Origin of the sequence: Nocardioides sp. CPCC 205120 (assembly GCF_048654585.1) — a bacterium.
GTDB lineage: Bacteria > Actinomycetota > Actinomycetes > Propionibacteriales > Nocardioidaceae > Nocardioides.
The window spans coordinates 294,329-318,536 of sequence record NZ_JBMCYY010000001.1 but is presented as its reverse complement, the minus strand read 5'-3'; the positions used below and the strand labels follow the sequence as shown (position 1 = coordinate 318,536).

25 protein-coding genes are annotated in these 24,208 nt (G+C 75.5%); 13 read left to right on the top strand and 12 right to left on the bottom strand.

The features are described from left to right. Positions 1-25 precede the first annotated feature (25 nt). Positions 26-325, bottom strand: coding sequence for a hypothetical protein (locus ACOACO_RS01605; RefSeq protein WP_420294507.1), 300 nt, complete (start codon positions 323-325; stop codon positions 26-28). Then, positions 322-642 (bottom strand): WXG100 family type VII secretion target, encoded by a 321-nt coding sequence (locus ACOACO_RS01600; protein WP_420294506.1) that lies wholly within the window; start codon positions 640-642, stop codon positions 322-324. The genes ACOACO_RS01605 and ACOACO_RS01600 overlap by 4 nt, the downstream gene beginning before the upstream one ends. A gap of 183 nt (positions 643-825) precedes the next feature. On the opposite strand from ACOACO_RS01600, the gene ACOACO_RS01595 reads away from it, so the two are divergent. The 6 genes from ACOACO_RS01595 to ACOACO_RS01570 all read left to right on the top strand — a co-directional run bounded on the left by ACOACO_RS01595 (position 826) and on the right by ACOACO_RS01570 (position 6,849). Beyond that, entirely contained in the window at positions 826-1,155 is a 330-nt protein-coding gene (locus tag ACOACO_RS01595) for a hypothetical protein (RefSeq protein WP_420294505.1), read from the top strand. Continuing rightward, positions 1,155-3,569 carry a WXG100 family type VII secretion target gene (locus tag ACOACO_RS01590; protein ID WP_420294504.1) on the top strand — a complete coding sequence of 805 codons (2,415 nt, stop codon included), beginning with the start codon at positions 1,155-1,157 and terminating at the stop codon, positions 3,567-3,569. The genes ACOACO_RS01595 and ACOACO_RS01590 overlap by 1 nt, the downstream gene beginning before the upstream one ends. Continuing rightward, positions 3,566-3,952 (top strand): hypothetical protein, encoded by a 387-nt coding sequence (locus tag ACOACO_RS01585; RefSeq protein WP_420294503.1) that lies wholly within the window; start codon positions 3,566-3,568, stop codon positions 3,950-3,952. Before ACOACO_RS01590 ends, ACOACO_RS01585 begins: the two co-directional genes overlap by 4 nt. After that, a complete protein-coding gene (locus tag ACOACO_RS01580; protein ID WP_420294502.1) occupies positions 3,949-4,800 on the top strand; it encodes a hypothetical protein in 852 nt (283 codons plus the stop codon). The genes ACOACO_RS01585 and ACOACO_RS01580 overlap by 4 nt, the downstream gene beginning before the upstream one ends. 251 nt (positions 4,801-5,051) lie before the next feature. Then, a complete protein-coding gene (locus ACOACO_RS01575) occupies positions 5,052-5,981 on the top strand; it encodes a peptidoglycan-binding protein (RefSeq protein WP_420294501.1) in 930 nt (309 codons plus the stop codon). Between the two features lie 16 nt (positions 5,982-5,997). Further along, positions 5,998-6,849 carry a PhzF family phenazine biosynthesis protein gene (locus ACOACO_RS01570; RefSeq protein ID WP_420294500.1) on the top strand — a complete coding sequence of 284 codons (852 nt, stop codon included), beginning with the start codon at positions 5,998-6,000 and terminating at the stop codon, positions 6,847-6,849. Between the two features lie 72 nt (positions 6,850-6,921). Here ACOACO_RS01570 and nhaA read toward each other — a convergent pair whose 3' ends face one another. Continuing rightward, positions 6,922-8,181 (bottom strand): Na+/H+ antiporter NhaA, encoded by a 1,260-nt coding sequence (gene nhaA, locus ACOACO_RS01565; protein WP_420294499.1) that lies wholly within the window; start codon positions 8,179-8,181, stop codon positions 6,922-6,924. Positions 8,182-8,365: 184 nt separating this feature from the next. Here nhaA and ACOACO_RS01560 point away from each other — a divergent pair, with 184 nt between their 5' ends. Beyond that, positions 8,366-9,061 carry a hypothetical protein gene (locus ACOACO_RS01560; protein WP_420294498.1) on the top strand — a complete coding sequence of 232 codons (696 nt, stop codon included), beginning with the start codon at positions 8,366-8,368 and terminating at the stop codon, positions 9,059-9,061. On the opposite strand, the gene ACOACO_RS01555 is transcribed toward ACOACO_RS01560, so the two are convergent. The 5 genes from ACOACO_RS01555 to ACOACO_RS01535 form a co-directional block, all read right to left on the bottom strand. Then, positions 8,980-10,077, bottom strand: a complete 1,098-nt coding sequence (locus tag ACOACO_RS01555; protein WP_420294497.1) for a DUF6882 domain-containing protein — start codon at positions 10,075-10,077, stop codon at positions 8,980-8,982. The genes ACOACO_RS01560 and ACOACO_RS01555 overlap by 82 nt on opposite strands. 30 nt (positions 10,078-10,107) lie before the next feature. Next, entirely contained in the window at positions 10,108-10,575 is a 468-nt protein-coding gene (locus tag ACOACO_RS01550) for a hypothetical protein (protein WP_420294496.1), read from the bottom strand. Then, positions 10,572-11,819 carry a fatty acid desaturase family protein gene (locus ACOACO_RS01545; RefSeq protein ID WP_420294495.1) on the bottom strand — a complete coding sequence of 416 codons (1,248 nt, stop codon included), beginning with the start codon at positions 11,817-11,819 and terminating at the stop codon, positions 10,572-10,574. The genes ACOACO_RS01550 and ACOACO_RS01545 overlap by 4 nt, the downstream gene beginning before the upstream one ends. 89 nt (positions 11,820-11,908) lie before the next feature. After that, positions 11,909-13,033, bottom strand: a complete 1,125-nt coding sequence (locus tag ACOACO_RS01540; RefSeq protein ID WP_420294494.1) for a ferredoxin reductase — start codon at positions 13,031-13,033, stop codon at positions 11,909-11,911. A 96-nt stretch (positions 13,034-13,129) separates the two neighbouring features. Continuing rightward, positions 13,130-14,329, bottom strand: coding sequence for an MFS transporter (locus ACOACO_RS01535; RefSeq protein ID WP_420294493.1), 1,200 nt, complete (start codon positions 14,327-14,329; stop codon positions 13,130-13,132). An 85-nt stretch (positions 14,330-14,414) separates the two neighbouring features. On the opposite strand from ACOACO_RS01535, the gene ACOACO_RS01530 reads away from it, so the two are divergent. Further along, a complete protein-coding gene (locus ACOACO_RS01530) occupies positions 14,415-15,098 on the top strand; it encodes an HAD family hydrolase (RefSeq protein ID WP_420294492.1) in 684 nt (227 codons plus the stop codon). Between the two features lie 33 nt (positions 15,099-15,131). Here the strand turns inward: ACOACO_RS01530 and ACOACO_RS01525 are convergent, their stop codons facing one another. Further along, a complete protein-coding gene (locus tag ACOACO_RS01525) occupies positions 15,132-16,487 on the bottom strand; it encodes an SLC13 family permease (protein WP_420294491.1) in 1,356 nt (451 codons plus the stop codon). A 102-nt stretch (positions 16,488-16,589) separates the two neighbouring features. Here ACOACO_RS01525 and ACOACO_RS01520 point away from each other — a divergent pair, with 102 nt between their 5' ends. Then, entirely contained in the window at positions 16,590-17,216 is a 627-nt protein-coding gene (locus ACOACO_RS01520) for a FadR/GntR family transcriptional regulator (protein WP_420294490.1), read from the top strand. 189 nt (positions 17,217-17,405) lie between these two features. Here the strand turns inward: ACOACO_RS01520 and ACOACO_RS01515 are convergent, their stop codons facing one another. The 3 genes from ACOACO_RS01515 to dtd form a co-directional block, all read right to left on the bottom strand. Further along, positions 17,406-18,626 (bottom strand): CaiB/BaiF CoA transferase family protein, encoded by a 1,221-nt coding sequence (locus ACOACO_RS01515; protein ID WP_420294489.1) that lies wholly within the window; start codon positions 18,624-18,626, stop codon positions 17,406-17,408. 212 nt (positions 18,627-18,838) lie between these two features. Further along, positions 18,839-19,276 (bottom strand): hypothetical protein, encoded by a 438-nt coding sequence (locus ACOACO_RS01510; RefSeq protein ID WP_420294488.1) that lies wholly within the window; start codon positions 19,274-19,276, stop codon positions 18,839-18,841. 18 nt (positions 19,277-19,294) lie between these two features. Further along, positions 19,295-19,732: a D-aminoacyl-tRNA deacylase gene (gene dtd / locus ACOACO_RS01505; protein ID WP_420294487.1), complete on the bottom strand. Its 438-nt coding sequence runs from the start codon at positions 19,730-19,732 to the stop codon at positions 19,295-19,297. Between the two features lie 48 nt (positions 19,733-19,780). On the opposite strand from dtd, the gene ACOACO_RS01500 reads away from it, so the two are divergent. From ACOACO_RS01500 to ACOACO_RS01485, 4 genes are read left to right on the top strand one after another with little or no spacing between them, the layout of a single operon-like run. Continuing rightward, a complete protein-coding gene (locus ACOACO_RS01500) occupies positions 19,781-20,161 on the top strand; it encodes a hypothetical protein (RefSeq protein WP_420294486.1) in 381 nt (126 codons plus the stop codon). A gap of 33 nt (positions 20,162-20,194) precedes the next feature. Further along, positions 20,195-21,679 (top strand): amino acid permease, encoded by a 1,485-nt coding sequence (locus ACOACO_RS01495; RefSeq protein WP_420294485.1) that lies wholly within the window; start codon positions 20,195-20,197, stop codon positions 21,677-21,679. Further along, entirely contained in the window at positions 21,676-22,560 is an 885-nt protein-coding gene (locus ACOACO_RS01490; RefSeq protein WP_420294484.1) for a universal stress protein, read from the top strand. The genes ACOACO_RS01495 and ACOACO_RS01490 overlap by 4 nt, the downstream gene beginning before the upstream one ends. Continuing rightward, the gene (locus ACOACO_RS01485; RefSeq protein ID WP_420294483.1) at positions 22,560-24,122 is read left to right on the top strand and encodes a fused MFS/spermidine synthase; all 1,563 of its coding nucleotides are present in this window, start codon (positions 22,560-22,562) and stop codon (positions 24,120-24,122) included. Before ACOACO_RS01490 ends, ACOACO_RS01485 begins: the two co-directional genes overlap by 1 nt. The last annotated feature ends 86 nt before the right edge of the window (positions 24,123-24,208 follow it).

Genomic DNA, 24,208 nt, shown 5'->3' with positions numbered 1-24,208 from the left:
CGCCCGGCGGACCCGCGCGCCGGGCTCAGCCGAGCAGCGCCGCGTTGCGGACCTCCGCCTCGCGGCACCGCTCGGCGTGGGCCTCGACCTCGCCGACCACCTGGGTGAGGGCCTCCGCCAGGCGGTCCACGTCGGTCGTCAGCCGCTGCTCGGTGCGGCGCTGCGCGACGCGCGACCCGGTCTCCTCCGACCAGCCGGCCGTCTGGCGGTCGACCGCCTCGGCGAGGTCGGACACGAACGTCCGGATCTCGTCGGTGGCGTCGCGCAGGGTCTGGGCGATCGCGTCGAGGGACGCCTCGTGGTAGACGAGGCCGCGCTCGCTCACACCGCACCGCCGCCGAGGCGCGACGTCAGCGACGCCATCGTCGAGGCGACCTGCACGTCGTTGGGGGCGTGCTCGGCGTCGACGCCGGCCAGTGCCTCGGCGTAGGACTGCAGGGCCGGCACGAGGGTGGCGGCGGACTCGAACCAGCCGCTGACCGCGGTGCCGAACGCCACCGCGGCGTTGCCCTGGAAGCCGGTCAGCTCGGTCTCGAGGGAGTCGCTGAGCGACTGCAGGAACTCCTGGAAGGTGGTGCAGGCCGTCTGCACCGTCTGGGCGGCCGTCGACTGCTCGCCGACGGTGAGCTGGATGTCCATCACGGGGCCCTTCGTGCGGTTGCCGGGGGAGGGCCGACCGTGGCCGGCCCGGGGTCCAGTGTCGGCAGGCGGCGCGCCGGTCAAACATCGACCCGCGGGTTTGCGCGTGCCGCGCTCCGGGGATCCCTGGTGCCGGTCGGCGAGCCCGGTGCCGCCGATCCCCCCGTCCGGAGCAGGAGGAACGCCGTGCCGTCCTACGACTACGAGGTCGACCTGCCGAGCCTCGCGGAGGCCGCGCAGGGTCTCGCCGAGACCGTGCAGCTGTTCAAGGACAAGGACGTGGAGGACCTCGTCCCGTCCCGCGACGCCATCGGCCACGACGGCCTGTGGGACGCGGTCGACGAGTTCAAGGGGCGGTGGGAGGAAGGCATGAACAACCTCTGCCAGGACGTCGAGGAGATGGCGGGCCGGCTCGGGAAGATCACCATGAACTACGCGGAGGCCGACCAGGCCGGCAACGACGGGTTCACCCGCGTCGCCGGCTCGGTCGGGGACGTCGACGTCCTGGGCGGCTGATGACGACCACCGGGTGGCCCGGCGGGCTGACGGGCACGGGCCGCTTCCACATCCCCGGCGACCCCGGCGCGATCCGCAGCCGCGCGGCCACGATGCGCGCGAAGGGCCAGACCTTCTTCGACACCGGCGACGCGCTGTCCCGCATCGACACGCAGGGCTGGATCGGCCGCGCCGCCGAGATGTTCCGCGACGCCCACGAGACCGAGCCGCACCGCTGGACGCAGGCCGGCAACGGCTTCATGAAGGCCGCCCGCGCCCTCGAGGGGTTCGCGGACGTCGTGCAGTCGGCCCAGGAGACCGCGGAGTGGGCGCAGCGCGAGTACGAGCGCGGCGAGCAGGTCACCGCCGACGCGCGCGCCGCCTACGACGCGGACGTCAACCGGGCCCGCAGCGAGGCGGACGCGCTGCGCGCCCAGGGCCAGACCGTCAACCTGACCATCCACCCGTTCTCCGACCCCGGCGACGAGGTCCGGCGCAACGCCGAGGCCGAGTTCGAGCGCGCCCGCGCGGAGTGGGACCAGGCCGGCAACTCGTGCGCCTCCGAGGTGCGCGCGGGCTGCGCCGACGCCCCGGAGGAGCCGAACTGGCTCGAGTCCGGCCTCGACTTCGTGGGCGGCATCTTCACCGGCGCCGGCGAGGCCCTCTGGGACCTCGTCACCATGTCGCCGCTGGGCATCGTCTCGATCGTCGAGGACGCCTGGAAGCTCTCCACCGGCCAGCTCACGCCGGAGGAGTACGCGATGCAGTGGCAGCTGCGCGTCGAGGACGCGGAAGCCATGCTGCAGGCGCTGCAGGACGACCCCGTCGGCTTCGGCAAGGAGCTCGGCAAGGGCCTGCTCGACTGGGACACCTGGGCCGACGACCCGGCCCGCGCCATCGGCCACCTCGTGCCCGACGCCGTCGCGGCCGTCTTCACCGGCGGCACCGCGACCGTCGCGACGCGCGGCGCCGGCAGCATCGACAACGTGGTCGACGGGCTCCAGGCCGCCAGCCGCGCCGGCCGCGGGCTCGACGACCTCGACCTCCCCGGCGGGACGCCCGGCGGACGCGGGGGCACGCCCGACCTGTACGACGGGCCCTCCCCCGACGGCCCCGACGGTCCCGACAGCCCGGGTGCCCCCGGCGGCCCGGGCTCGCCGGGGTCCCCGGGTACGCCGGGTCAGCCCGGCTCGCCGAGCGGTCCGCGCTCGCCCGAGGGGCCGGGCACGCCCGGCTCGCCGAGCGATCCCGGTACGCCGGGCGGCGGCGCGGGTTCGCCGGGCGGCGGCTCCGGCGGTGGTTCCGGGTCGCCCGGTGGCGGCTCCGGCCAGCCCGGCCAGCCCGGCGGCTCTGGGGGCTCGCCCGACACCTCCGGTGGCGGCAGGCCCGACGGCGGCAGCCCGACGCCGCCGCGCGACGTCGACGGGGGCGACACGGGCGGCGACACGGGCGGCGACACGGGCGGCCCGCGCCAGGACGGCGGGGATGCGCCGGGTGACCGCGGCGACGCCCCGGGCGACCGCGGCGACGGTGACGGCCGTGGTGACGGGGACGCCGACGGTCGTGGCGACCGCGACGGTGACGCCGACGGCCGCGGTGACGGTGACGACCCGCGCACGGGGAACGACGGCGACGGTCGCGACGGCGACGACCGCGACGGGGACGACCCGCGCGACGGGGACGACCCGCGCACCGGCGACGACGGCGACGCGCCCGGCAACCCGCCGCGCGACGACGACGACCGCGACGGCGACATCCCGCCGCGGGAGTACAGCGAGTACCGCCACGACATCCGCGACCGGCTGGGCTCGGAGGAGGCCTACCGCGAGTTCCAGGAGGCCGTCCGGACCCCGGTGGACGAGCTGTCGGTGGAGCAGCGGCAGCTGCTCATCGAGCAGCGCGCGCAGTACGACCTGACGCCCGACACGGAGTTCCAGCGCGTGCTCAACCCGAACCACGTCGAGGGCATCCTCGACAACAACGAGTTCAGCCGCACCACCGGCGGCTTCGCCGCACGGGCGGAGGACGTCGCGGACATCAGCACGCCGCGGGAGGCGTTCGACGACCTGGCCCTCGGCTACGACGGGCACCCGTTCAACGACCCGGACACGGGTCAGCTGCGCGACTCCATCCCCGTCATGCGCTACCAGGTCGAGGACGTCTCGGCCTACGAGGTGCCCACCCGGCCCGACCTCTACGAGGGCACCGGCACGTCGGCCCCCGACCAGCGGGGCACCTACGACGACCCGCCGCCGTTCACCGGCAACGGGTTCACCGGCGGCGACGTCCCCCGGCCCGAGTGGACGACCCCCGAGGGCCCGGCGACGCTGCGGGAGGGCGCCCAGATCTGGGAGCTGCGTGCCGACGGCACCGAGCGGCTCATGGGTGAGTACCGGACCGTCGACGGCGAGCTGAAGTGGGTGCGCACCCCGTGAGCGGGCCGGCGGTGCGCCAGCCCGGGCTCTACGCCCGGCGGGGCGGAACGGAGCTCCCCGCGCGGCCGGGGAGCGGCACGTCGTACCTCGTGGGGGCCGACGGCGCGCTCGAGCGGGTCGACGGCGCCGACCTCGACGCGGTGCTCGACGTGCGGGTGGAGGCGTCGTACGACGGGGTGCTCGTCCGGGTCCTCGGCTTCGACGCCGACCACGCGTGGTGGCGGGTGCACCGCCCGGCGCAGCGCGAGGAGCTGGCCGCGGCCGGGCTCGAGCCGAGCGGCGGGGACCGGCAGGACGGCTGGGAGTACCGCGTGCCGGTCGACCGGCTCGACGACTGGCGTGAGAACGTCACCGAGAGGACACCCCGAGGAGGCCGACCATGACCGCGGTGCTGCAGAAGCTGCTCACCCGCGACGCCGCCCGCCGCGTCACCCACTCCGGTGCGGGCCACCTGGAGGGCCCCGTGGTGGGCGCCGGCGACTTCGCGGGCGCGACACCCGCTCGGATGGCGGACGCCTACGGCCTCGACCCGGCGGTGCTGGGGCTCGAGGCGTTCGGCTACGTCGACCTGCTGCGCTTCCGCACCCACGACCTGATGAACCTGCAGACGCCGGCGGCCATCGGACCGCAGCCGTGGCCGACGTACGACGTGGGGTTCCTGCGCGACGGCGCCCCCGTGTGGTGGCTCGAGCGCACCCGGATCCCCATGGGGGCGGAGTACTGGCGGGTCCAGGCGGACGGCACGCAGCAGCACCTCTCGACGTACGCCTCCCCGGCGCTGGGCTGGTCGGGCGCCCGCAGCTTCCGGCCGCCGGTCGAGCTGGTGGGTACGCGCGCGGTGTTCCGCGGCCGCGACCTTCCCGCGGAGCTCACCCCCGAGCGCGACCGCGTCGAGGTCGTCCTCCTCGGCGCGGAGGCCGCCGAGGGTTTCGAGGACTTCGACGAGGTGCGCCCCGGCGTGCGGCGGCTGCTCGTCGGGCTGGAGGAGTGCGAGCGGTTCTACGACCTCGTCGTCGCGGCGCGCTGGCGCGGCCAGCAGGTCCGCGTGCTCGAGCAGGACGGCACGTCGGCCCGCCTCGAGCTGACCCCGGCGACGGCCGCGGCGGTGGAGCGGCTGGGGGCGACCGAGGTCGAGCCCGGCTGCTTCGAGGTCGTCGCGCCCCGCTCCGAGCTCGTCGAGCTCGAGGCCCGCGAGCGCTCGCTGCCCCGGGCGGCCACCGCCGCGGAGTGAGGCCCGCGCCCCTGCGCTGGCCGGGTGGGAGGCGGCCCCGGCCGGACCCGTGGCGACTCCCCAGAACTCGCCACGGGCCCCGCCGGGCTCGTACGGGCGCAACGAGGAGCCGTGACCCGGGTCACGCGCGACCCACGAACCGGCACCTTCCGGTCGCGAGCCCCTTGTCGGCGGTCCGCGGCGCGCACCAGCCTGGGCGCAGCGGTCGACGCAGACGGGCGTCGACCGGGTCGTTCTCGGGAGGAACACCCATGATCCGCACGTTCCGCCGACGGCTGGCCGCCGTCGTGCTGACCCTCGTGACCACCCTGGGCCTGGCCCTGACGGCGGCCGCGCCGCCGGCGCAGGCCGCCTGGCCCGTGCTGCAGCAGGGCTCCAGCGGCCCCGACGTCACCGCCGTGCAGCACCTGCTGACCGCGCGCGGACACGCCACCGGCGCGGACGGCGCCTTCGGTCCGGGCACGGCGTCGTCCGTGCGGTCGTTCCAGTCCGCCCGGGGCCTGGCCGTCGACGGCGTGGTCGGCCAGGCCACCTGGGGCGCGCTCGTCGTCACGGTGCGCCAGGGCGACTCCGGCTCGGCGGTGCGGGCGGCGCAGGTGCTGCTCAACAAGCACGGCGCCGGCCTCGGGGTGGACGGCGCCTTCGGGCCGGGGACCGCGGCGGCGGTGCGCTCGTTCCAGTCCGCCCGCGGGCTCGCGGCCGACGGCATCGTCGGCCCGGTGACCTGGGAGGCGCTGGCCGGCGGCGGGGGCGGTGCAGGCTGGGCGCTGATGATCCCGCGCTCGAACCTGCCGCGCTCGGAGTTCGACGACCCCCACCACACCTACCCGGCCCTCGACCTGCCCACGGCGACCGGCGTGCCGGCGTACGCCGTGACGGCCGGCACCGCGACGGCGATGAGCAACGCCCGCTGCGGCAACGGCGTCAGCCTCGTCGCGGGCGGGGTCACCTACCTCTACTGCCACTTCTCCAGCCACGCGTTCTCGGGCACCCGGACGGTGGCGGCCGGTCAGCTGATCGGGCGCACGGGCAACACCGGCAACTCCACCGGGCCGCACCTGCACTTCCAGATCACCGCGGGCGGCGCGCTGCGGTGCCCGCAGGCGTTCGCACTGGCGCTGTACGACGGCCGCACCCCGCCGTCGCCGTCGTCGCTGCCGACCTCGGGCTGCGTCGGCTGAGCCCTACGGTGGGGGCGTGAGCACGCATCCCTTCCACCAGGTCGACGTCTTCGCCCCCCGCCCGCTCGCCGGCAACCCGGTCGCGGTCGTCCACGACGCGGAGGGCGTCCCCGACGAGCGGCTCGCCGCCTTCGCGCGGTGGACCAACCTGTCGGAGACGACCTTCCTCCTGCCGCCCACGGCGGAGGGCGCGGCGGCGGGCGCGGACTACCGGCTGCGGATCTTCACCCCGGGACGCGAGCTGCCCTTCGCCGGGCACCCCACCCTCGGCAGCGCGCACGCGTGGCTGGCCGGGGGAGGGGTGCCGCGGCGGGCCGACGTCGTGGTGCAGGAGTGCGGGGTCGGCCTCGTGGAGGTACGGCGCGACGCGGACGGCCTGGCGTTCGCGGCGCCCGCGCTCCTGCGCTCGGGGCCGGTCGACGACGACGTGCGGGCTCGGGCGGTCGCCGCGCTGGGCGTCGACCCGGGCGCCGTGCTCGACCTCGCGTGGGTCGACAACGGCCCGGGCTGGCTGGGCGTGCGGCTCGACTCCGCGGCGACCGTGCTGGCCCTGCGCCCCGACTTCGCGGCCATGGGGGACCTGCGCATCGGCGTCGTCGGCGCCCACCCCGACGGCGGCCCGGCCGACGTCGAGGTGCGGGCGTTCGTCCCGTCGCTCGCCGTGGCCGAGGACCCGGTGACCGGCTCGCTCAACGCCGGGCTCGCGTTGTGGCTCACGGCCGCAGGGGTGCTGCCCCCGTCGTACGTCGCCCGTCAGGGCACCGCCCTGGGACGCGACGGCCGCGTGGTCGTCACGACCGGCGACGACGGGCGCGTGTGGGTGGGCGGCGCGACCCTCGGGCTCGTCGAGGGAGTCGTCGAGCTCTGAGAGCCGGCCCCGCGGGATCGTTCGTGGTAGCAGCGCCAGGGAATCCGTGGCGCTGCCACCACGAACCGGGGGTCACCCGCCGATGAGCGGCAGGTCCCCGTCGTCGATGCCGTCGCGGTTCATGTCGCGGGTGCGCGCGTGGCGGGCGTCCCAGCGCAGCAGGAGCGCGCCCAGCACCGCGCAGATCACGGAGGCGACGAGGACGGCGGCCTTGCCCGCGGCCACGAAGTGCTCGTCGGAGAACGACAGCTCGGCGATGAGCAGCGCCACCGTGAAGCCGATGCCGGTCAGGAACCCGATCGGCAGCAGGTCGCGCACGCCGATGCCCTGGGGCAGGCGGAACGGGGTCGTCCGGGTGACGATCGCGGTGGTGCCGAGCACGCCGACGACCTTGCCGAGGACGAGACCCGCCATCACGCCCAGCGCGACCTCCTCGCGGAGCACGGCGAGCGGTCCGCCGTCCTCCACGACGGTGACGCCGGCGGCGAAGAACGCGAAGACGGGCAGAGCGACGGCCGACGACCACGGGTTGAAGGCGTCCGCGTAGTGGTGGGCCCGGCCGTGCCGCTCGCCGTGCACGGCGACCGCGGGGACGACGAGGCCCAGCAGCACGCCGGCGACCGTGGCGTGCACCCCGGACTCGTGCACCAGCACCCACGTGACGACGCCGATCGGCACGAGCGCCCAGACCGGGGGCTTGCGCAGGCGGGTCAGCGCGCCGAAGAGCGCGACGAGCGCCAGGGCCGGCAGGAGGTACAGCGGGTCGAGGTCGGCGGTGTAGAAGATCGCGATGATCGTGATCGCGATGAGGTCGTCGACCACCGCGAGGGTGAGCAGGAAGACGCGCAGCGCCACGGGCAGGCCCCGGCCGAAGATGGCGAGGATCGCGAGGGCGAAGGCGATGTCGGTGGCGGCAGGGATGGCCCAGCCGTCGCGGTGCCCGGCGTCGCCGCTGCCGATGACGACGGCCAGGTAGACCAGCGAGGGCACGGCGACGCCGCCGACGGCGGCGAGCACCGGGACGGCCGCCTCCCGCGGGTTGCGCAGCGACCCCACGACGAGCTCGTGCTTCAGCTCGAGCCCGACGACGAAGAAGAAGACGGCGAGCACCGCGTCGGCCGCCCAGGTGGCCAGCGACAGGTCGAGGTGGAGCGCCGAGGGGCCGATGGTGAACCCGGACAGGTCGGCGTAGGCGTCGCGCCACGGCGAGTTCGCCCAGACCAGGGCGACGGCCGCGGCGATCATCAGCAGGATGCCGCCGGTGGTCTCCCGGCGGGTCCAGGTGCCGAGGCGCTGCCGGCGGGTGGGGTGGGTCTCGACGTGCGCGGTCACGGGTCTCCTACGACGGGTCGGGTGTTGTTCCCCGGCAGGTCCGGGGCGACCGCCGACCAGACTTCCCGGCACACCGCGACTAAGCCTAGCGGGGCACGGGTCGCCTGGTCGCCGCAGCACCCGCACGCACGTTGAGTACGCCGCTCCATCGCATCGCGGGCCGCGCCCGGCCAGGGTGCTGCGGGTGACCGCCGACATCGACCAGCATCCGCCCCCGCGCCCCCTCGCGCGTCTGCGCAGCGCGGGGGTGGCCCTCCTGCTGCTCGGTGTCGGGGCGTTCATGCCCATCCTCGTCCTGGGCTTCGACGGGTACGCCTGGCCCGCGGACCGCGCCGTCCCGGCCGACGGACGCCCCCATCGTGTGGAGCTGCGCGCCGACGAGCAGGCGTACGTGTGGGCCCACTCCATCGTTCGGGCCCCGTCCTGCACCGTGGCCGACGCAGCCAGTGGCCGCGCGCTCGAGCAGACCGACGTGACCACGAACCACTACCGGGAGGGCGGCAGCGCCGGCGACCACGAGCCCGTCCGGGCGTTCCACACCCGTGCCGGGGCCGTCGACGTCACCTGCACGGCGGTGCCGCTGGGCGCCGGCGGCTGGGAGGTCGTCCACGTCGAGGAGCGTCCCCGGCTCCCCGTGTGGGTCGTCAGCCTCGGACCGGCGCGCTGGGTCGTCCCGGCGTTGCTCGCGGTGGCCGCGGGCGCGGTGACCTGGGCCGCGGCGTCGGCCCTCGTCGTGCGCCACCGCCTCGCGCGGCGCCTCGCCCGACGGCTCGCGAGGGGCTGGACCGCCCGAGGTGGTCAGGAGCGCGGACGGAAGTCGAACTCCTCCTCGAGCTCGTCGACGAGGCGGAACCCGTCGTCGAAGACGCCGACGACGTAGCCGCCGTACCGCGCCCGGATCGCGCCGTCCTCCCGCCGGGTCCACGTCGCCTGCCACAGGCGCGGCGCGATGCGCACGGCCTGCCAGTCGGTGTGGGCGTCGAGGTCGTAGTCGGAGCCGTTGCCCTGCACGCCGCCGAGGAAGTAGGTGTCGTTGCGCCGCCAGTTCCGCTCCTGCAGGGTGCGCTGCAGCTGCATCAACCGCCGCCGGTCCTCCCGTTCCTCCTCCGTGAGGTCGCGCAGGCCCCGGCTGCCGTCGATCGCGTACGTCGGGCGGACGGCCGCGAAGTAGCGCTGCACGAAGCGCACCACCTGCGTGGCGCTCACCTGGGGCTCCGGGCCCGCGGTCTCCGGCGTGCCGCTCATCAGGGGCATCCCGGCCACGGGCCCCGTGGTCCGCGCCTGCGGCAGGTGCTCGGTGGGCACGACCGGCGGCAGGCTCGGCAGGGCGGCGGGTGCGACGTACGGCGGGAGGTCGGGCAGCGCGACGACCCGCACCGCCCCGTCCGGCTCGGTGACGCGGGCGGGCCCGTGGACCATGAACACGTGGGTCTCGCCGGCGGTGCCCTTGTACACGCCCTGCGCGCCGGTGAGCCGCCCGGCGACGGCGCAGTAGTCCCAGCCGTCCTCGACGGTGGCCTCGACCATCCGCGTGGTGAGGGCCTCGAGGCCGTGCTGCTCGCCGTGGGCCCGCACGCGCTCGGCGGCGCGGCGGAGCTCGGGCGGGACCGAGGGGTGGTCCCAGCCCCACAGCCAGGTGCCCTCCGGCGAGACGGTGCCGACCACCTGCATCGAGCAGTCGGCGCTGCGGCCCGTCGCGTCGTCGACGAAGAGCAGGAGGCCCTGGTCCATGCGGACCTCCCAGCGCATCGCGCCGAGGCCCCAGTCGGCGTCGTGACCCTCGTGGCGGGCCTGCATGGCGGCCCGGGCGTCGTCCACGAGGTGCGCCCACGCCGCGTCGTCGCGCGGCGAGGACAGGTGGGTGGGACCGGAGAAGAAGGGCAGGCCGGGGATCACGGTCGCGTGCCTACCCCGTCGCCGGCCCGCTCACGCGTCGTCGCGCCGCTCCACCACCGCGTTGGGTCGGAACAGGTGCAGGCCGTCGCGCGTGCCGGGCCGCACGAGGTCGAACCCGCCGGTGGTGACGACCGTCCACCCGCGCTCGCGGCCGGCGGTCGGCGCGGGGTGCCCGAGCACCGGCCCGGTCGTGGCGTGCAGCAGCGACAGCAGCTCGTCGCCGCAGCCGGGGTGCACCGGCGGCAGCCGGAACGCGTTGTCGTCGGCCTCGTCGGGCGTGCCGACGAGCACGAGCGGGTGCGTGAGCGTCTGCGCGCACACCGCGCAGACCCGGCTCAGGGCGCACTGCACGACGCGGGCGCGCCGCAGCTGCTCGAGGTCGCCGACGCCCGACGGGTCGGTGCACACGAACGGGACGCCGACGAGGTGGGCCGGCGGCCCGGACCGGTCACCCAGTCCGAGCCGCGTCAGCCCCTCGCCGATCCTCAGGGCACTCACGCGCGTGCCTTCGCCCCCGCACGCGACCAGCCGCCCAGCTCGGTACGCCGCTGCGGCCGCTCCGCGTCGCTCTTGCGGCTGCGGTCGGCGACGGTCTTCGTGGGCGGGGTGATCGCGCCGTACTTCTCGCTCGCGTGGTCGGTCCAGGAGTTCGGCAGGCTCAGCAGCGTGATGGTGCGCAGCGCCTGGCCGTACTGCTTGTAGAGGGGGCCCGTGGTGTAGGGGATGCCGTACTCCTCGCAGATCGCCTTCACCTCGACCGCGATCTCCGGGTAGCGGTTGCTCGGCAGGTCGGGGAAGACGTGGTGCTCGATCTGGTAGCCCAGGCTGCCGGACAGGATGTGGAGCGCGCGGCTGCCGTTGAAGTTCGCGGCGCCCAGCATCTGGCGCAGGTACCACTCCGCGCGCGTCTCGTCCTCGATCTGCTCCTCGGTGAAGTGCAGCGCCCCGTCGGGGAAGTGCCCGCAGAAGATGATCACGTAGGACCACACGTTGCGGGTGATGTTGGCCGCCGCGTTCGCCTGGAGCGTCCGCTTCCAGCCGGGACCGGACAGCGCCGGGTAGACGATGTAGTCCTTGAGGATCTGGTTGCGGCCCTTGCGGAGGATCTGCTTCAGCTGCCGCTTCATCTCCGCCGGGTCCTTCTCCAGCTTGCGGATCCGCTCGATGTCGAGGTCGTGGAGCGCGACCCCCCACTCGAAGAGCAGGCTCAGGAGGGCGTTGTAGACCGGCTGGCCGAAGTTCGCCGGGTGCCACTTCTGCTCGCGGGCCATGCGGAGGATGCCGTACCCGATGTCGTTGTCGTAGCCGAGGACGTTGGTGAACTGGTGGTGGATGTAGTTGTGCGAGTGCTTCCACTGCTCCGCCGGCTGCGCGGTGTCCCACTCCCAGGTGGAGGAGTGGATCTCGGGGTCGTTCATCCAGTCCCACTGGCCGTGCATGACGTTGTGGCCGATCTCCATGTTCTCGAGGATCTTGGCCAGCCCGAGCATGGCGGTGCCCGCCACCATCGAGCCGCGGCGCAGCACCTTCCGCTCCTTCGGGGCGTAGGAGCCGGCGAGCATCGCCACGCGGGCGCCGAACGCGAGCCCGCGCTGCACCTTGATGAGCCGGTGGATGTACGCCGCGTCGTCGGCGTTGCGGGACGCCTCGATGCGGGCGCGCAGCTCGTCGAGGCGGCGGCCGATGGTCTCGACCTCCTCCTCGCTCAGGTGCGTGTACTCCTTGACGTCGGCGATGGCCATGCCGTGCCTGCCTCTCGTGCGGGGGTCGGTGCTGCGTGTGCTCGTGCGGGGAGGGTGGGGAGGGTCGGTGCGGGGTCGGTGCGGGTCGGTCAGATCGCGATCGTGCAGTCGCCGTTGGGGACGGCCACGCACGTCTGGATGCGCTCGTTGGGCTGGTCGTAGCGGTCGCCGTTGCGCACGTCGGTGACCGAGCCGTTGACCAGTGTGAGGGTGCAGGTGTGGCAGATGCCCATGCGGCAGCCGAACGGCATGCCGATGCCGGCGGACTCGCCGGCCTCGAGCACCGTCGTACCGGGCTCGACCTCGGCGGTCTTGCCGGAGTTCTGGAACGACACGGTGCCGCCGTCGCCGACGTCGTCGCCGATCTCGAGGGAGAAGCGCTCGAGGTGGAGGGCCTCCTCGAGGCCCGCCTCGCGCCAGTGCTCGACCGCGGCGTCGAGCATCGGCGCGGGTCCGCAGGCCCACGTCTGCCGCTCGCGCCAGTCGGGCACCGCGTCGTCGAGGCGGTCGAGGGTGAACATGCCCTCGGTGTCGGTGAAGACGGGGATGAAGGTCACCGACTCGTGCTCGTCGGCCACCTGCTGCAGCCGCTCGCGGAAGATCATCCGGTCGGGCGTGGGGGAGGAGTAGACGAGGTGGATGTCGGGCAGCGGCCAGCGGCCCTCGCCCGCCCGGCGCACCAGCGTCTTGAGCATCGCCATCACCGGCGTGATGCCGGAGCCGCCGACCATGAAGAGGATGCGCTCGGGCGGCGGGTCGGGCAGCACGAAGTCGCCGGCGGGGGCGGCGAGGCGCACCACCGTGCCGGGCTCGAGGCCGTTGATCAGGTGCTCGGAGAGCAGGCCCTCGGGCATCGCGCGGATCGTGATGGTGATGCGCCGACCGCGCCGGCGCGGCGTGCTGGTCAGCGAGTAGGAGCGCCACTGGTAGCGGCCCTCGACGGGCACGCCGATCCCGACGTACTGCCCCGCCTGGTGGTCGAAGCGCCACCCCCAGCCGGGCCGGATGACGAGGGTCGCGGCGTCCTCGGTCTCCCGCACGACGGACTCGACGCGGCCGCGCAGCTCGCGCGAGGTCCACAGCGGGTTGACGAAGCGGAGGTAGTCGTCGGGGTGCAGCGGCGTGGTCAGCCCGTCAGCGAGGGAGCGGACGGCGTGCCAGTCGCGGCGGCGACGCGTGGGGGCGAGCTCACGAACGGCGGTGCGGAGTGCCACGGGCGGCTCCCGGTGCTCGGGTGATGCGGGTCACTGACTCAGTGGTCAGTTGTACACCGACGGTGGTGAGGGCGGAAGGGGCCGTCCGTCCCGGGCCTAGACCGTCGGCCGCTCGCCGCGCAGCGGGACGAGGGCGACGGCGAGCACGGGGAAGAGGGCGGCGAGGGCGTACGTCGCGGGGTAGCCCCAGGCGGCGATGGTCAGCCCGGCCACCGGCGGCACAGCGGCGGCGACCAGGTTCTGCGCCGTGTTCTGCACCCCCAGCGCGCGACCGGCCCAGAACGGCCCGCCGCGCTCGGCGACGGCGGTGAACGCCAGGCCGTTGTCGGCCACCGTCACGGCCGAGGCGACCACCATGACGACCACCGCCACGGCCGGGGCGACCTCCGCGGTGAGCGCGAGGAGCAGCATCGTGGCGACCGCGCCGTACGCGACCCACCGCAGGGGCCGCATCCGCGACCCGACGACGTCGGAGAGCCAGCCGGCCCCGACGCGGGCCGCCGCCCCGACGAGCTGGGCGCCCGCGACCACGGCGCCCGCGGCGGCCGCCGACCAGTGGAGGTCGGTCACCAGCCAGGTCAGCGCGTAGGTCCACACGACGAACTGCGGCACCACCAGCAGCAGCGAGACGCCGTGGATGCGGGCGAGGAACCGGTCGGCGCGGTAGGGGTTCGGCGCCGCGGTGAGGGGGGTGTCGGGGCGCGGTGGGTCGAGCACGACGACGGCGACGACCACGAGGGAGACCAGCGTGGCGGCGGCGGGCACCCACAGGGCGGCGGCCACGCCGTACCGCTCCGCGAGGACCGCGACGGTCGCGGCGGCGATGCCGACGCCCAGCGGCGCGGCCATCTGGCGGATGCCCATCGCCAGGCCCCGCCGGTGCGGGGGGAACCAGCCGACGACGACGCGGCCCGACGCCGAGTTGGTGGCCGCGCTGCCCACGCCGGCGACGAACAGCGCGGCGGCGAGCGCGGGCAGGCCGTGCACCTGGGTGGCGGCGACGCTGCCGAGCGTGGCGAGCAGGAGGCCGGCGAGCAGGCCGAAGCGCTCCCCGCGGTGGTCGACGACGGCGCCCCAGGCGTAGAGCGCGACCATGATGCCGGCCAGCGGGGCGGAGGCGACGAGGCCGGCCTGGGCGAGCGAGAGGCCCTCGTCGCGGTGCAGCGCCGGGATGAGGAACGCAGGCCCGTGGACCGTGACGGCCGACGCCGCTTGCGCGACCGTGCCGGCGCCCAGGATCGACCACCGGCGCGCGCCGCTGATGCGTTCGTGGGCGGGCACCTCGACGTCGGTCACGGGGTCAGTCAACGCCTCGCTCGTCCATCATGTGAAACGTCCGTCTCGGAATCTGGTACGACGGGCGCGCGCTACGGTCGGCAGCGTGATCGTCACCGTCGACCTCTTCAGCGCCCTGACCGACAGCCGCAGCGGCGCCGCCCCCGTGCTCGGCAGCCTCGCGCAGGAGCGGGGCTGGCCCGAGACCGGCGAGCAGCTGTACGACGCCTGGGACGGCCACAACAAGGCGCTGCAGCGCACCGCCCGGCCGCCGACGACCTTCCACGACCTGTCGCGGGAGGCGCTGGTGCGGGCGTACGCCGACCTCGGCCAGGACCCGGCCGCCGGCGCCGACGTCGACCGCGACCTCGCCGCGCTCGAGGAGTCGGTGGCCGACTGGCCGCTGTGGCCCGACGTCGCCGCGGGCATCGAGGCCGTGGCGAGGGTCCACCGGGTCGGCATCCTCTCCAACGTCGACGACGCCCTGGCGCGCCGCACCCGGGCCCACGCGCTCGTCGACCCCGGGCTGGTGCTCACCTCGCAGCGGCTGGGGGCCTACAAGCCGAGCCCCGAGCTGTACGCCGCGGCGGCGGCCGCCGTCGCCCCCGAGCGGCTGGTGCACGTGGCCGCGTCGGGGCGGGACGTGCGCGGCGCGCTCGAGGCGGGCCTGGCGACGGTGCGGCTCGTGCGCCCCGGCCACGTCGTGGACGCGGCAGGGCCGCGGCCGCCGGTCGAGGTGACCGACGCCGCGGCCCTGGCCGAGGCGGTGGAGCGGGTGGCCGGGGCCTGACCCCGGCGCCGCGCGCGTGTCGGGCCGTGGGCGTCAGGCGGTCGGCACCACCAGCAGCGCCCACGCGACGAGCGGGGCGATGACGACGATCGACATGCCCCACTGCATGAGGCGCTTGAAGACCAGCTCGCGGTCCTCGTTGTCGGCGTTGGCCACCACCAGGGCGCCGTTCGTGGAGAACGGGCTGCAGTCGACGACCGAGCTCGAGATCGCGAGCGCGGCGATGAGGCCGACGGCGCTGACCTGGTCGGTGAGCAGGAACGGCACGGCGAGCGGGATGAGCGCGCCGATGATGCCGGTGGTGGAGGCGAAGGCGGACACGACGGCCGCGATGAAGCAGAGCAGCAGGGCGGCGACGAGCGGCGCGCCGACCTCGGCGACCTGCTCGCCCACCCAGTCCACGACGCCCTCGGACTGCAGCAGGTTCACGTAGGTGACGATGCCGCCGATGAGCAGCACCGTGCCCCAGCTGATCTTCTCGACGGCGCCCTTGGCGGACTCGGGGAAGACGAGGGTCAGCACGACCGCGATGGTGAGGGCGGTGAAGCCGACGTCGAGGTCGAAGCCGAGCGCGCCGACCATGAGGGCGACGAGGCCGACGAGCGTGACGATGCGCTGGGCGTCGAGCTTGTGGGGCCCGCCGGCGTCCCCCTGGGTCTCGCGGGTGCGGGCGGCCTCGACGGCGGAGTGCGGCGTGCCCGGCCCGCCGGGGCGGGTCGCGGCGTGGCTGGCGGCCTCGGCCTCGACGCCCATGGCGGCGACGGTCTCGGTCTCCTTGCCGCGGGCGATGAGCGCGCGGCCGCCGAAGGCCATGTAGGTGATGGCGGCGATGAGCGCCGCGGCGGTGAAGGTCGTGATGAAGAGGACGCCCTGGTTGCCCGGCAGGTCGTTCTGGTCGACGACGCCGTTGGTGATGCTGCCGAAGATGCCGATCGGCGAGAAGCTGCCGGCGGTCGCGCCCTGCACGACCATCATGCCCATCATCATCGGGTTGATCTGGTAGCGCAGCGCGAAGCCCATGGCCACCGGGGCGACGATCGCCACGGCCGCCGGGCTCACCGCGCCGATGGACGTGACGGCCGCGCAGACCAGGAACATCGCCCAGGGCACGAGGGCCACCCGGCCGCCCACCGCGCGGACCGCGGCGTGCACGATCCAGTCGACGGTGCCGTTGTTCTTGGCCAGGGCGAAGAGGTAGGTGACGCCCACGAGGATGACGAAGAGGGAGCTGGGGAACCCGACGAGCACGCCGTCGGCGTCGAGGTCGAAGACGGTGAGGCCGACGACGAACGCCGCCACGAGCGCGAGCGCACCCATGTTGACGCCGCGGACGGTCGCGACCAGGAAGACGACCACGAGGACCGCCAGGGAGACCAGTTCGGTGGACACGAGAATTCCCATCGGATTGTGACGCAGGTCATGCGGACCGATCGATCATGTCAGTGGCTAGGCCACCTGGCAACCGGACCAGCGCATCCCTACGATGACGTCATGTCAGGTGATGCTCCGCGGCGGCTGCCGCCCCTGCGCCGCGAGCGGCTCTACGAGAGCCTGGCCGCCCACATCTCCGACTTCATCGAGGCCCAGGGCCTCGTCGGCGGCGACCGCCTGCCCCCGGAGCGCCAGCTCGCCGCCGAGCTGGGCGTCAGCCGGGCCACCCTCTCCCGCGCCCTCGCGGCGCTGGAGACCCGCGGGCGCATCGAGGTGCGCCACGGTGTGGGCGCGCTCGTGCGCGAGCCCCACCTCGGCCCCGGTGACGACACCGACGGGTGGGACCGGCGCGTTGCCGCCAGCCCCCGCTCGGAGGTGCTCGTGGCCCGCGAGGCGGTGCTCGCCGGGCTCGCCCGGGCGGCCGCGACCAACCCCGACAGCTCGCTGCGCGTGGCGATGCTCGCCCCCGACGGGCGCCGCCGCACGTTCGACCACACGTGGCGCTGCGTACGGCGGCTCTCGGCCGCCCCGCTGCTCGCCGAGCTCGACGACGTGCTCGCCGAGCACGCCCCCGCGCCCGAGGAGGACGCCGGGCTGGGGCTGCGCCTGGGAGTCGTGGCCGACGCGATCGTGGACGGCGACGCCGTGCGGGCCGCCACTGCCTGCCAGGGCCTGCTCGGGGGCTGAGCGCCGGGGCGCCCCGCCGGTCGCCGGAGCCCCGGGCGCCCGACCGTCACCACTCCCCCCGGGCACGGCGCGCAACAGAGCGGCGTACGCCCGAGGAGTGGATGCATCCGGGCGCCCGGCAGCCGGGGGACCGCCCGCGCTCGGCCGGCCGTGGTCCGGACCCGAGCCCGGGCCGGGCCCCGCCCGGTCTCAGGCCGGCGGCTCCTCCAGCCAGGCCCGCACCCGCTCGGCGTCGGCGTCGAGCACCGGCGGCGCCTGGTGGTCGGTGCGGGTGACCTCGGCGCCCGCGGCGTCGAAGAACCGCAGCGGCGGCCCGGGCAGCGAGAGGCGGCCGAGCGTGGGGTGCTCGACGTCGACGAGCAGCCCCTGGCTGCGCGTCTGGTCCCACTCGTAGACCTCGTCGAGCGTGCGGACCTTGCCCGCCGGGACGCCGATCTCGGCCAGCCGGGCCAGCAGGGGGGCGGCGTCCCAGGTCGCGAAGACCTCCTCCACCACCGCGATGACGCGCTCGCGGGCGCCGACCCGCTCGGAGTTGGTCGCGAGGCCCGCGGCCTCGGGGTCGAGGTCGAAGCCGGCGCAGAACTTCCGCCACAGCCCCTCGCTGCCCAGCGCGATCTGCACCGCGCCGTCGCGGCAGCGGAACAGGCCGTACGGCGCGATCGACGGGTGGTGGTTGCCCTGCGCGCGCCCCACCTCGCCGGCGACGGTCCACCGGGTGCCCTGGAAGGCGTGGACGCCGACGGTGGCGGCGAGCAGCGAGGTGCGCACGACGCGGCCGACCCCGGTGAGGGTGCGCTCGTGCAGGGCGGCGAGCACGCCGTACGCGCCGTACAGCCCCGACAGGAGGTCGGCGATCGGCACGCCGACGCGCTGCGGGTCGTCGGGCCCGGAGCCGGTGAGCGACATGAGGCCGGCCTCGCCCTGGGCGATCTGGTCGTAGCCGGCGCGCCCGCCCTCGGGCCCGTCGTGGCCGAAGCCGGTGATGGACAGGACGACGAGGCGGGGGTTGCGCTCCATCAGCGCCTCGATGCCCAGCCCGAGGCGCTCGAGGACGCCGGTGCGGAAGTTCTCCACCAGCACGTCGGCGCGGTCGACGAGGCGGAGCAGCACGTCCTTGTCGGCCGGGTCCTTCAGGTCGAGGGCGACGGACTCCTTGTTGCGGTTCGCGGACAGGAAGTACGTCGACTGCCGCTCCCCCTCCTCGCCCACGAACGGCGGACCCCACCCGCGGGTGTCGTCGCCGTGGCCCGGGGCCTCGACCTTGATGACGCGGGCGCCGAGGTCGCCGAGCATCATCGTCGCGTGCGGGCCGGCCAGCGCGCGGGACAGGTCGACGACCACGACGTCGCGCAGCGGGCCGTCGCCGCTCGGGCTCGTCGGGTGGGGGGCCGGGGCGGGTGCGTCGGTCACGGTGTCCTCTCGGGCCGGGAGGTCGCCGACGGGTCCGCCGCGACCGGAGCTCAGTGGACTGTCCACTATGCCACCGCGCGCCGGGCTGTGGGGAGGGGAGCGACCGTCCGACGAGGCGGACCGCGAGCACGGCGGAGACCTCGTCGAGCATGGCGTCGAGGTCAAGGCGGGCGGGCCCGTCCTCGGGCGCGTCGCTGTCGGCCTACGCGGGGTCAGCCGGGGGCCGCACGGAAGAGCGGGCTCGCCGCGCACCGCCGCGGCACGGCGCGGTAGCCGTGCACCGTCCCGCCGCCGACGGCCACGTCGTCGCCGAGCGACAGCTCGCCGACCCCCGGCACGTCCACCACGAGGGGATCGGTGCCGACGACCTCGGTGCCGTGGGGCCAGACGACGACCTGGTGGCCGATGCCGAGGCAGCCGCCGACGACGGTCAGCGGCCCGGACGCGAGCGCGTCCGAGCCACCGAAGACGCGGGCGCCGACCACGACCGTCGTGCCGTCACCCCCGTCGAGGGTGCGGGGCGCGCCGGTGACGCGCCACGCGCCGTACGCCGCCGCGAGGGCCACGACGAGCGCGAGGGCGAGGAGGAGGCGACGGCGCACACGGGTACGACGCGGCGCGGCCCGGCCAGGTTCCTGCGTCGGGGTCATGCCGGGGTCACGTCGGAGTCACGCCGGCCGCGGCGAGTCGAGCACGAGGGTGATGGGCCCGTCGTTGACCGACTCGACCTGCATGTCGGCGCCGAAGACGCCGCGGGCGACGCGGGCGCCGAGCTCCTCGAGGGCGGCGCAGGTCGCGTCGTACAGCGGCTTGCTGACGGGTCCCGGGGCCGCGGCCGACCAGGAGGGGCGGCGGCCCTTGCGCGCGTCGCCGTACAGCGTGAACTGGCTGACCACGAGCACCGGCGCGCCCGCCTGGGCGGCCGACCGCTCGCCGCGCAGGAGGCGCAGCTCCCAGACCTTGCGGGCGATCCAGGCGACGTCGGCGGGCCCGTCGTCGTGCGTCACCCCGAGGTAGACGAGCAGCCCCTCGCCCTCGGTGGCGCCCACCTCGGCGCCGTCGACGAGCACGCGGGCGGACAGGGTTCGCTGGACGACGGCACGCACCCGCGCAGTCTGGCAGGCCGCTGCTGGTGCGCCCGGCACCATGGTGGGGTGCCTGTCCCCACCCCCGCGCCCACCCCGGTCGCCGACCTCGTGGCGCGGCTGCCGCGGGGCGCCTCCACGGTGCGGTACGGCGGGCGGCCCTGGGCGGTGAGCGTCACGACGTACGCCGGCGGGCGGAGCCTCAAGCTGTGGGCCGAGGAGCTCGGCGGCACCGCGTTCGTCAGCGCCAACGTCTACCTCGGCACGAGCGGCGAGACCTTCCGGCCGTGCGAGATGCCGGCGGCCGACGTGCTCGCGTTCCTGCACGGCTGGGAGCCCGCGCCGGAGCCCGCGTCCGAGCCCGCGTCCGAGACCGCGCCCGAGCCGGCGCGCCGGTCCGGGGACGGGCCGCGGGGGCCGGTGCTTCCCGCCGTACCGGCCGCGGACTAGCGTTCCCCCACCCCGTCCGCGAGGAGGCCCCCCTTGGCCGGCCAGTCGAGCTCGTTCGGCACCCAGCTGCTGCGTCGCAAGCCGATCGCCCGACCGCGGGGCCCGCACGACGGCCCCGAGCTCGGGCGCACGCTCAGCACCTTCCAGCTCATGATGTTCGGCGTCGGCGCCACCGTCGGCACGGGCATCTTCTTCGTGCTGCAGGAGGCGGTGCCCGACGCCGGGCCCGCGGTCGTGGTGGCCTTCCTCGTCGCCGGGCTCGCGGCCGGGCTGTCGGCGATCTGCTACGCCGAGCTCGCCAGCGCGATCCCCGTCAGCGGCTCGACGTACTCCTACGCCTACCACTCCCTCGGCGAGCTGGTCGCGATGGTGATCGCGGCCTGCGTCCTGCTCGAGTACGGCGTGAGCTCGGCCGCCGTGGCCGTCGGCTGGTCCGGCTACTTCAACGAGCTGACCGACGCCACGCTCGGCGTCTCCCTGCCGCAGAGCCTGTCCTACTCCCCGATCCCCTACGAGGACAGCCCGACGGGCCTGGTGAACCTGCCCGCCGTCGTGCTCGTGCTGCTCTGCATGGTGCTGCTCGTGCGCGGCGCCAGCGAGTCGGCGCGGGCCAACGCGGTGATGGTGGTCATCAAGCTCGCGGTGCTGGTGCTCTTCGCCGTCATCGCCTTCACGGCCTTCGAGGCCGACCGGTTCGGCGACTTCTGGGGGGCGGGCGCGGCGGGCGTCTCGGCGGCGGCCGCGACGATCTTCTTCTCCTTCATCGGCCTCGACGCGGTCTCGACGGCCGGCGAGGAGGTGAAGGACCCGCAGCGGGCGCTGCCCCGCGCGATCATGGGCGCGCTGGCGGTGGTGATCGGCATCTACGTGCTCGTCGCCTTCGCGGGCGTCGGCTCGCAGCCGGTCGAGGACTTCTCCGACCCCGCGCAGCAGAGCGCCGGGCTGTCGGTGATCCTGGCGAACATCACGGGCTCCGCGATCCCCGGCGCCGTCCTGGCGGCCGGCGCGGTCATCTCGATCTTCTCGGTGACGCTGGTGACGCTCTACGGCCAGACGCGCATCCTCTTCGCGATGGGCCGCGACGGCATGCTGCCGCAGCGGTTCTCCCGGGTGAACCCCCGCACGCTCACCCCCACCTTCACCACCGTCGTCGTCGCGCTCGTGGTCGCGGTCATCGCCGGCTTCGTGCCGAGCGACTACCTGTGGGACACCGTCTCGATCGGCACGCTGGGCGCCTTCATCGTCGTGGCGCTCGGGGTGCTCGTGCTGCGCCGCAGCCAGCCGGGCCTCGAGCGGCCGTTCCGGGTGCCGTTCTTCCCGGTGACGCCGCTGCTGACGATCGTCGTCTGCATCTACGTGCTGTCCGGGCTGCCGGCCATCACCTGGATCATCTTCGGCTGCTGGCTCACGGTCGTGCTGGCGTTCTACCTCCTGTGGGGCCGGCGCCACGCCGTGCTCAACCACGCGGGGCCGGGCGCGGGCGAGCCCACGCCGACCGGGGCGGGGGACCCGCGATGACCGTCCTCGTCGGCCACCCCCCGCGCGCGGACGGCTCCGGGCGCGCCCCGCTCGTGTACGGCGCGCTCCTCGCCCGCAGCGCCGGGCTCCCGCTGCGCGCGGTCGCCGTCGTGCCGGCACCGTGGCCGACGCCGCTGCCGGGCGGCACCGACCGGGAGTACGCCGCGTGGGCCCGCGAGCTCGGCGACGCCGTCGTGGCCGAGGCCCGCGCGACCCTCGCCGAGGTGGCCCCCGACGTCGAGAGCGAGGTCGTCGCCGTGCCCGGCCGCTCCGTGCCGCAGCAGCTGCTCGCCGAGGCCGACCGGGTCGACGCCTCGGTCGTGGCCGTCGGGTCGGGCGACGACGGCGCCTGGGGCCGGGTGGTGCTCGGCGCCGCCGCCGACCGCCTGCTCCACTCGGCGCCCCTGCCGGTGGCGCTGGCGCCCCGCGGGTTCACCGCGCCGCCCGGCGCCCGGGTGCGCCGCGTGACCTGCGCCTTCCGCGGCGACCGGGCGAGCGAGGCCGCGCTCGAGCGGGCCGCGCGCATGTGCGTGCGCATCGGCGCCGCGCTGCGTGTCGTCACCTTCGGGGTCGAGGGTCGCACCATGTTCCCGCCGGAGGTGCGCGGCGAGGCCGACGTGCTGGACGCCTTCGTCGAGCAGGCGGGTACGGCGCAGGCCACCGCCCTGCGCCGCCTCGCCGGCTCGCTGCCCGACGACGTCACCAGCCGCACCGCCACCGGGCGGGACTGGACCCACGCGCTCGCCTCGCTGCCGTGGGACGACGGGGACGTGCTCGTCGTCGGCTCCTCGCCGGCCGGGCTGGTCTCGCGGGTGTTCCTCGGGTCGAGCGCCACGAAGATCGTGCGCTCCTCCCCGGTGCCGGTGGTGGTCGTCCCCTGATGGCCGACGCCTCCCGGGGACCGGCGGCCCCGCCCGACCGCTCCGCCGCGCCCCCGCCCGCCCGGCTCGGCGCCCGCGGGGCGGCGGCGCTCGTCTTCGGCTCCTCGGCCGCCGTGCTCGTCGTGGAGCTGGTCGCGCTGCGGCTGCTCGCGCCGTACCTCGGGCTGACGCTCGAGACCAACACCCTCGTCATCGGCGTCGCGCTCGCCGCGATCGCCGTCGGGTCGTGGGCCGGCGGGCGGCTCGCCGACCTGGTGGACCCCCGGCGCACCATCGCGCCCGCCCTCGGCATCTCGGGGGCGGCGGTGGCGCTGACGCCGGCGGTCGTGCGGGCCGCGGGGTCGTCGGGCGACGGCACCCTGCTGGTGCTGGCCGCCACGACCAGCATCGTCGTGCCGGGCGCGCTGCTCTCGGCGGTCACGCCGATGGTGACGAAGCTGCGGCTCACCGACCTGGCCACGACCGGCACGGTGGTCGGCCGGCTGTCGGGGATCGGGACCGTCGGCTCCATCTTCGGGACGGTGCTGACGGGGTTCGTGCTCGTGTCGCGGGTGCCGGTCAGCGGGATCCTCGTGGGCCTGGGCGTCCTGCTGGTCGCGACGGCCGCGCTCGTCGAGGTGCTGCTGCGGCGGCGCCGCCCGCGGGGCGCGGGGCTCGCGGGGCTCGTCGTCGTGCTGGGCGCGCTGGTCGTGCCGTTCGCGCCGGGCGGCTGCGACGCCGAGACGACCTACCACTGCGCGTCGGTGGTCGAGGACGACGAGCGCGACGGCGGCCGGGTGCTGGTGCTCGACGGGCTGCGGCACTCGTACGTCGACCTCGAGGACCCGACGTACCTCGAGTTCGCCTACGTCCGCGCCCTCGCCGCGGTGACGGAGGCGGCCCACCCGGGGGACGGTCCGATCGACGCCTACCACCTGGGCGGGGGCGGGCTGACGTTCCCGCGGTGGCTGGCCGCGGAGCGCCCGGGGACGCGCAGCCTCGTCTCCGAGATCGATCCCGGCGTCGTGCGCGTGGACCGGGAGCTGCTGGGGCTGCGCGGTGCCGGCGCCCCCGAGGGGATCGCGGTGCGGGTCGAGGACGGCCGCCTCGGGCTCGGGCGCCTCGAGCCCGGCAGCCGCGACCTCGTCGTGGGCGACGCGTTCGGCGGGGTCAGCGTGCCGTGGCACCTGACGACCCGCGAGGCCGTCTCCGACGTACGGCGGGTGCTCGCCCCCGACGGCGTGTACGTCGCGAACCTCATCGACCACGGGCCGCTCGCGTTCGCGCGCGCCGAGGTGGCGACCCTGGCGGACGTCTTCGCCCACGTCGCGGTGCTCGGCGAGCCGGGCGACCTCGGACGCGAGGGGCCCGGCGGCGACGGCGGCAACCTCGTCGTGCTCGCCGCCGACCGGGAGGTCGACCTGGACGCCGTCGCGGCGGCGCTGACCGAGCGCGACACCGGCTGGGAGGTGCTCGCCGGCGCCGAGCTCGACGCGTGGGTCGGCGACGCCGACGTGCTGACCGACGACCACGCCCCCGTGGACCAGCTGCTGCAGCCGTACCCCTCGGCGGGCGGCCGCTAGTAATCGGTGGCCTGCCGCCGGGTCGCGGTAGGAGCGGTAGTCGGTGGCTGTCGCTGGTACCGCGACCCGGGCCGAGCGAGGTCGTC

Coding starts and splice junctions, on each gene's coding strand:
- ACOACO_RS01575 (WP_420294501.1), top strand. CDS start 5,052: ATGATCCGCACGTTCCGCCGACGGCTGGCCGCCGTCGTGCTGACCCTC.
- ACOACO_RS01520 (WP_420294490.1), top strand. CDS start 16,590: ATGTCAGGTGATGCTCCGCGGCGGCTGCCGCCCCTGCGCCGCGAGCGG.
- ACOACO_RS01590 (WP_420294504.1), top strand. CDS start 1,155: ATGACGACCACCGGGTGGCCCGGCGGGCTGACGGGCACGGGCCGCTTC.
- ACOACO_RS01485 (WP_420294483.1), top strand. CDS start 22,560: ATGGCCGACGCCTCCCGGGGACCGGCGGCCCCGCCCGACCGCTCCGCC.
- ACOACO_RS01580 (WP_420294502.1), top strand. CDS start 3,949: ATGACCGCGGTGCTGCAGAAGCTGCTCACCCGCGACGCCGCCCGCCGC.
- ACOACO_RS01545 (WP_420294495.1), bottom strand. CDS start 11,819: ATGGCCATCGCCGACGTCAAGGAGTACACGCACCTGAGCGAGGAGGAG.
- ACOACO_RS01490 (WP_420294484.1), top strand. CDS start 21,676: ATGACCGTCCTCGTCGGCCACCCCCCGCGCGCGGACGGCTCCGGGCGC.
- ACOACO_RS01510 (WP_420294488.1), bottom strand. CDS start 19,276: ATGACCCCGACGCAGGAACCTGGCCGGGCCGCGCCGCGTCGTACCCGT.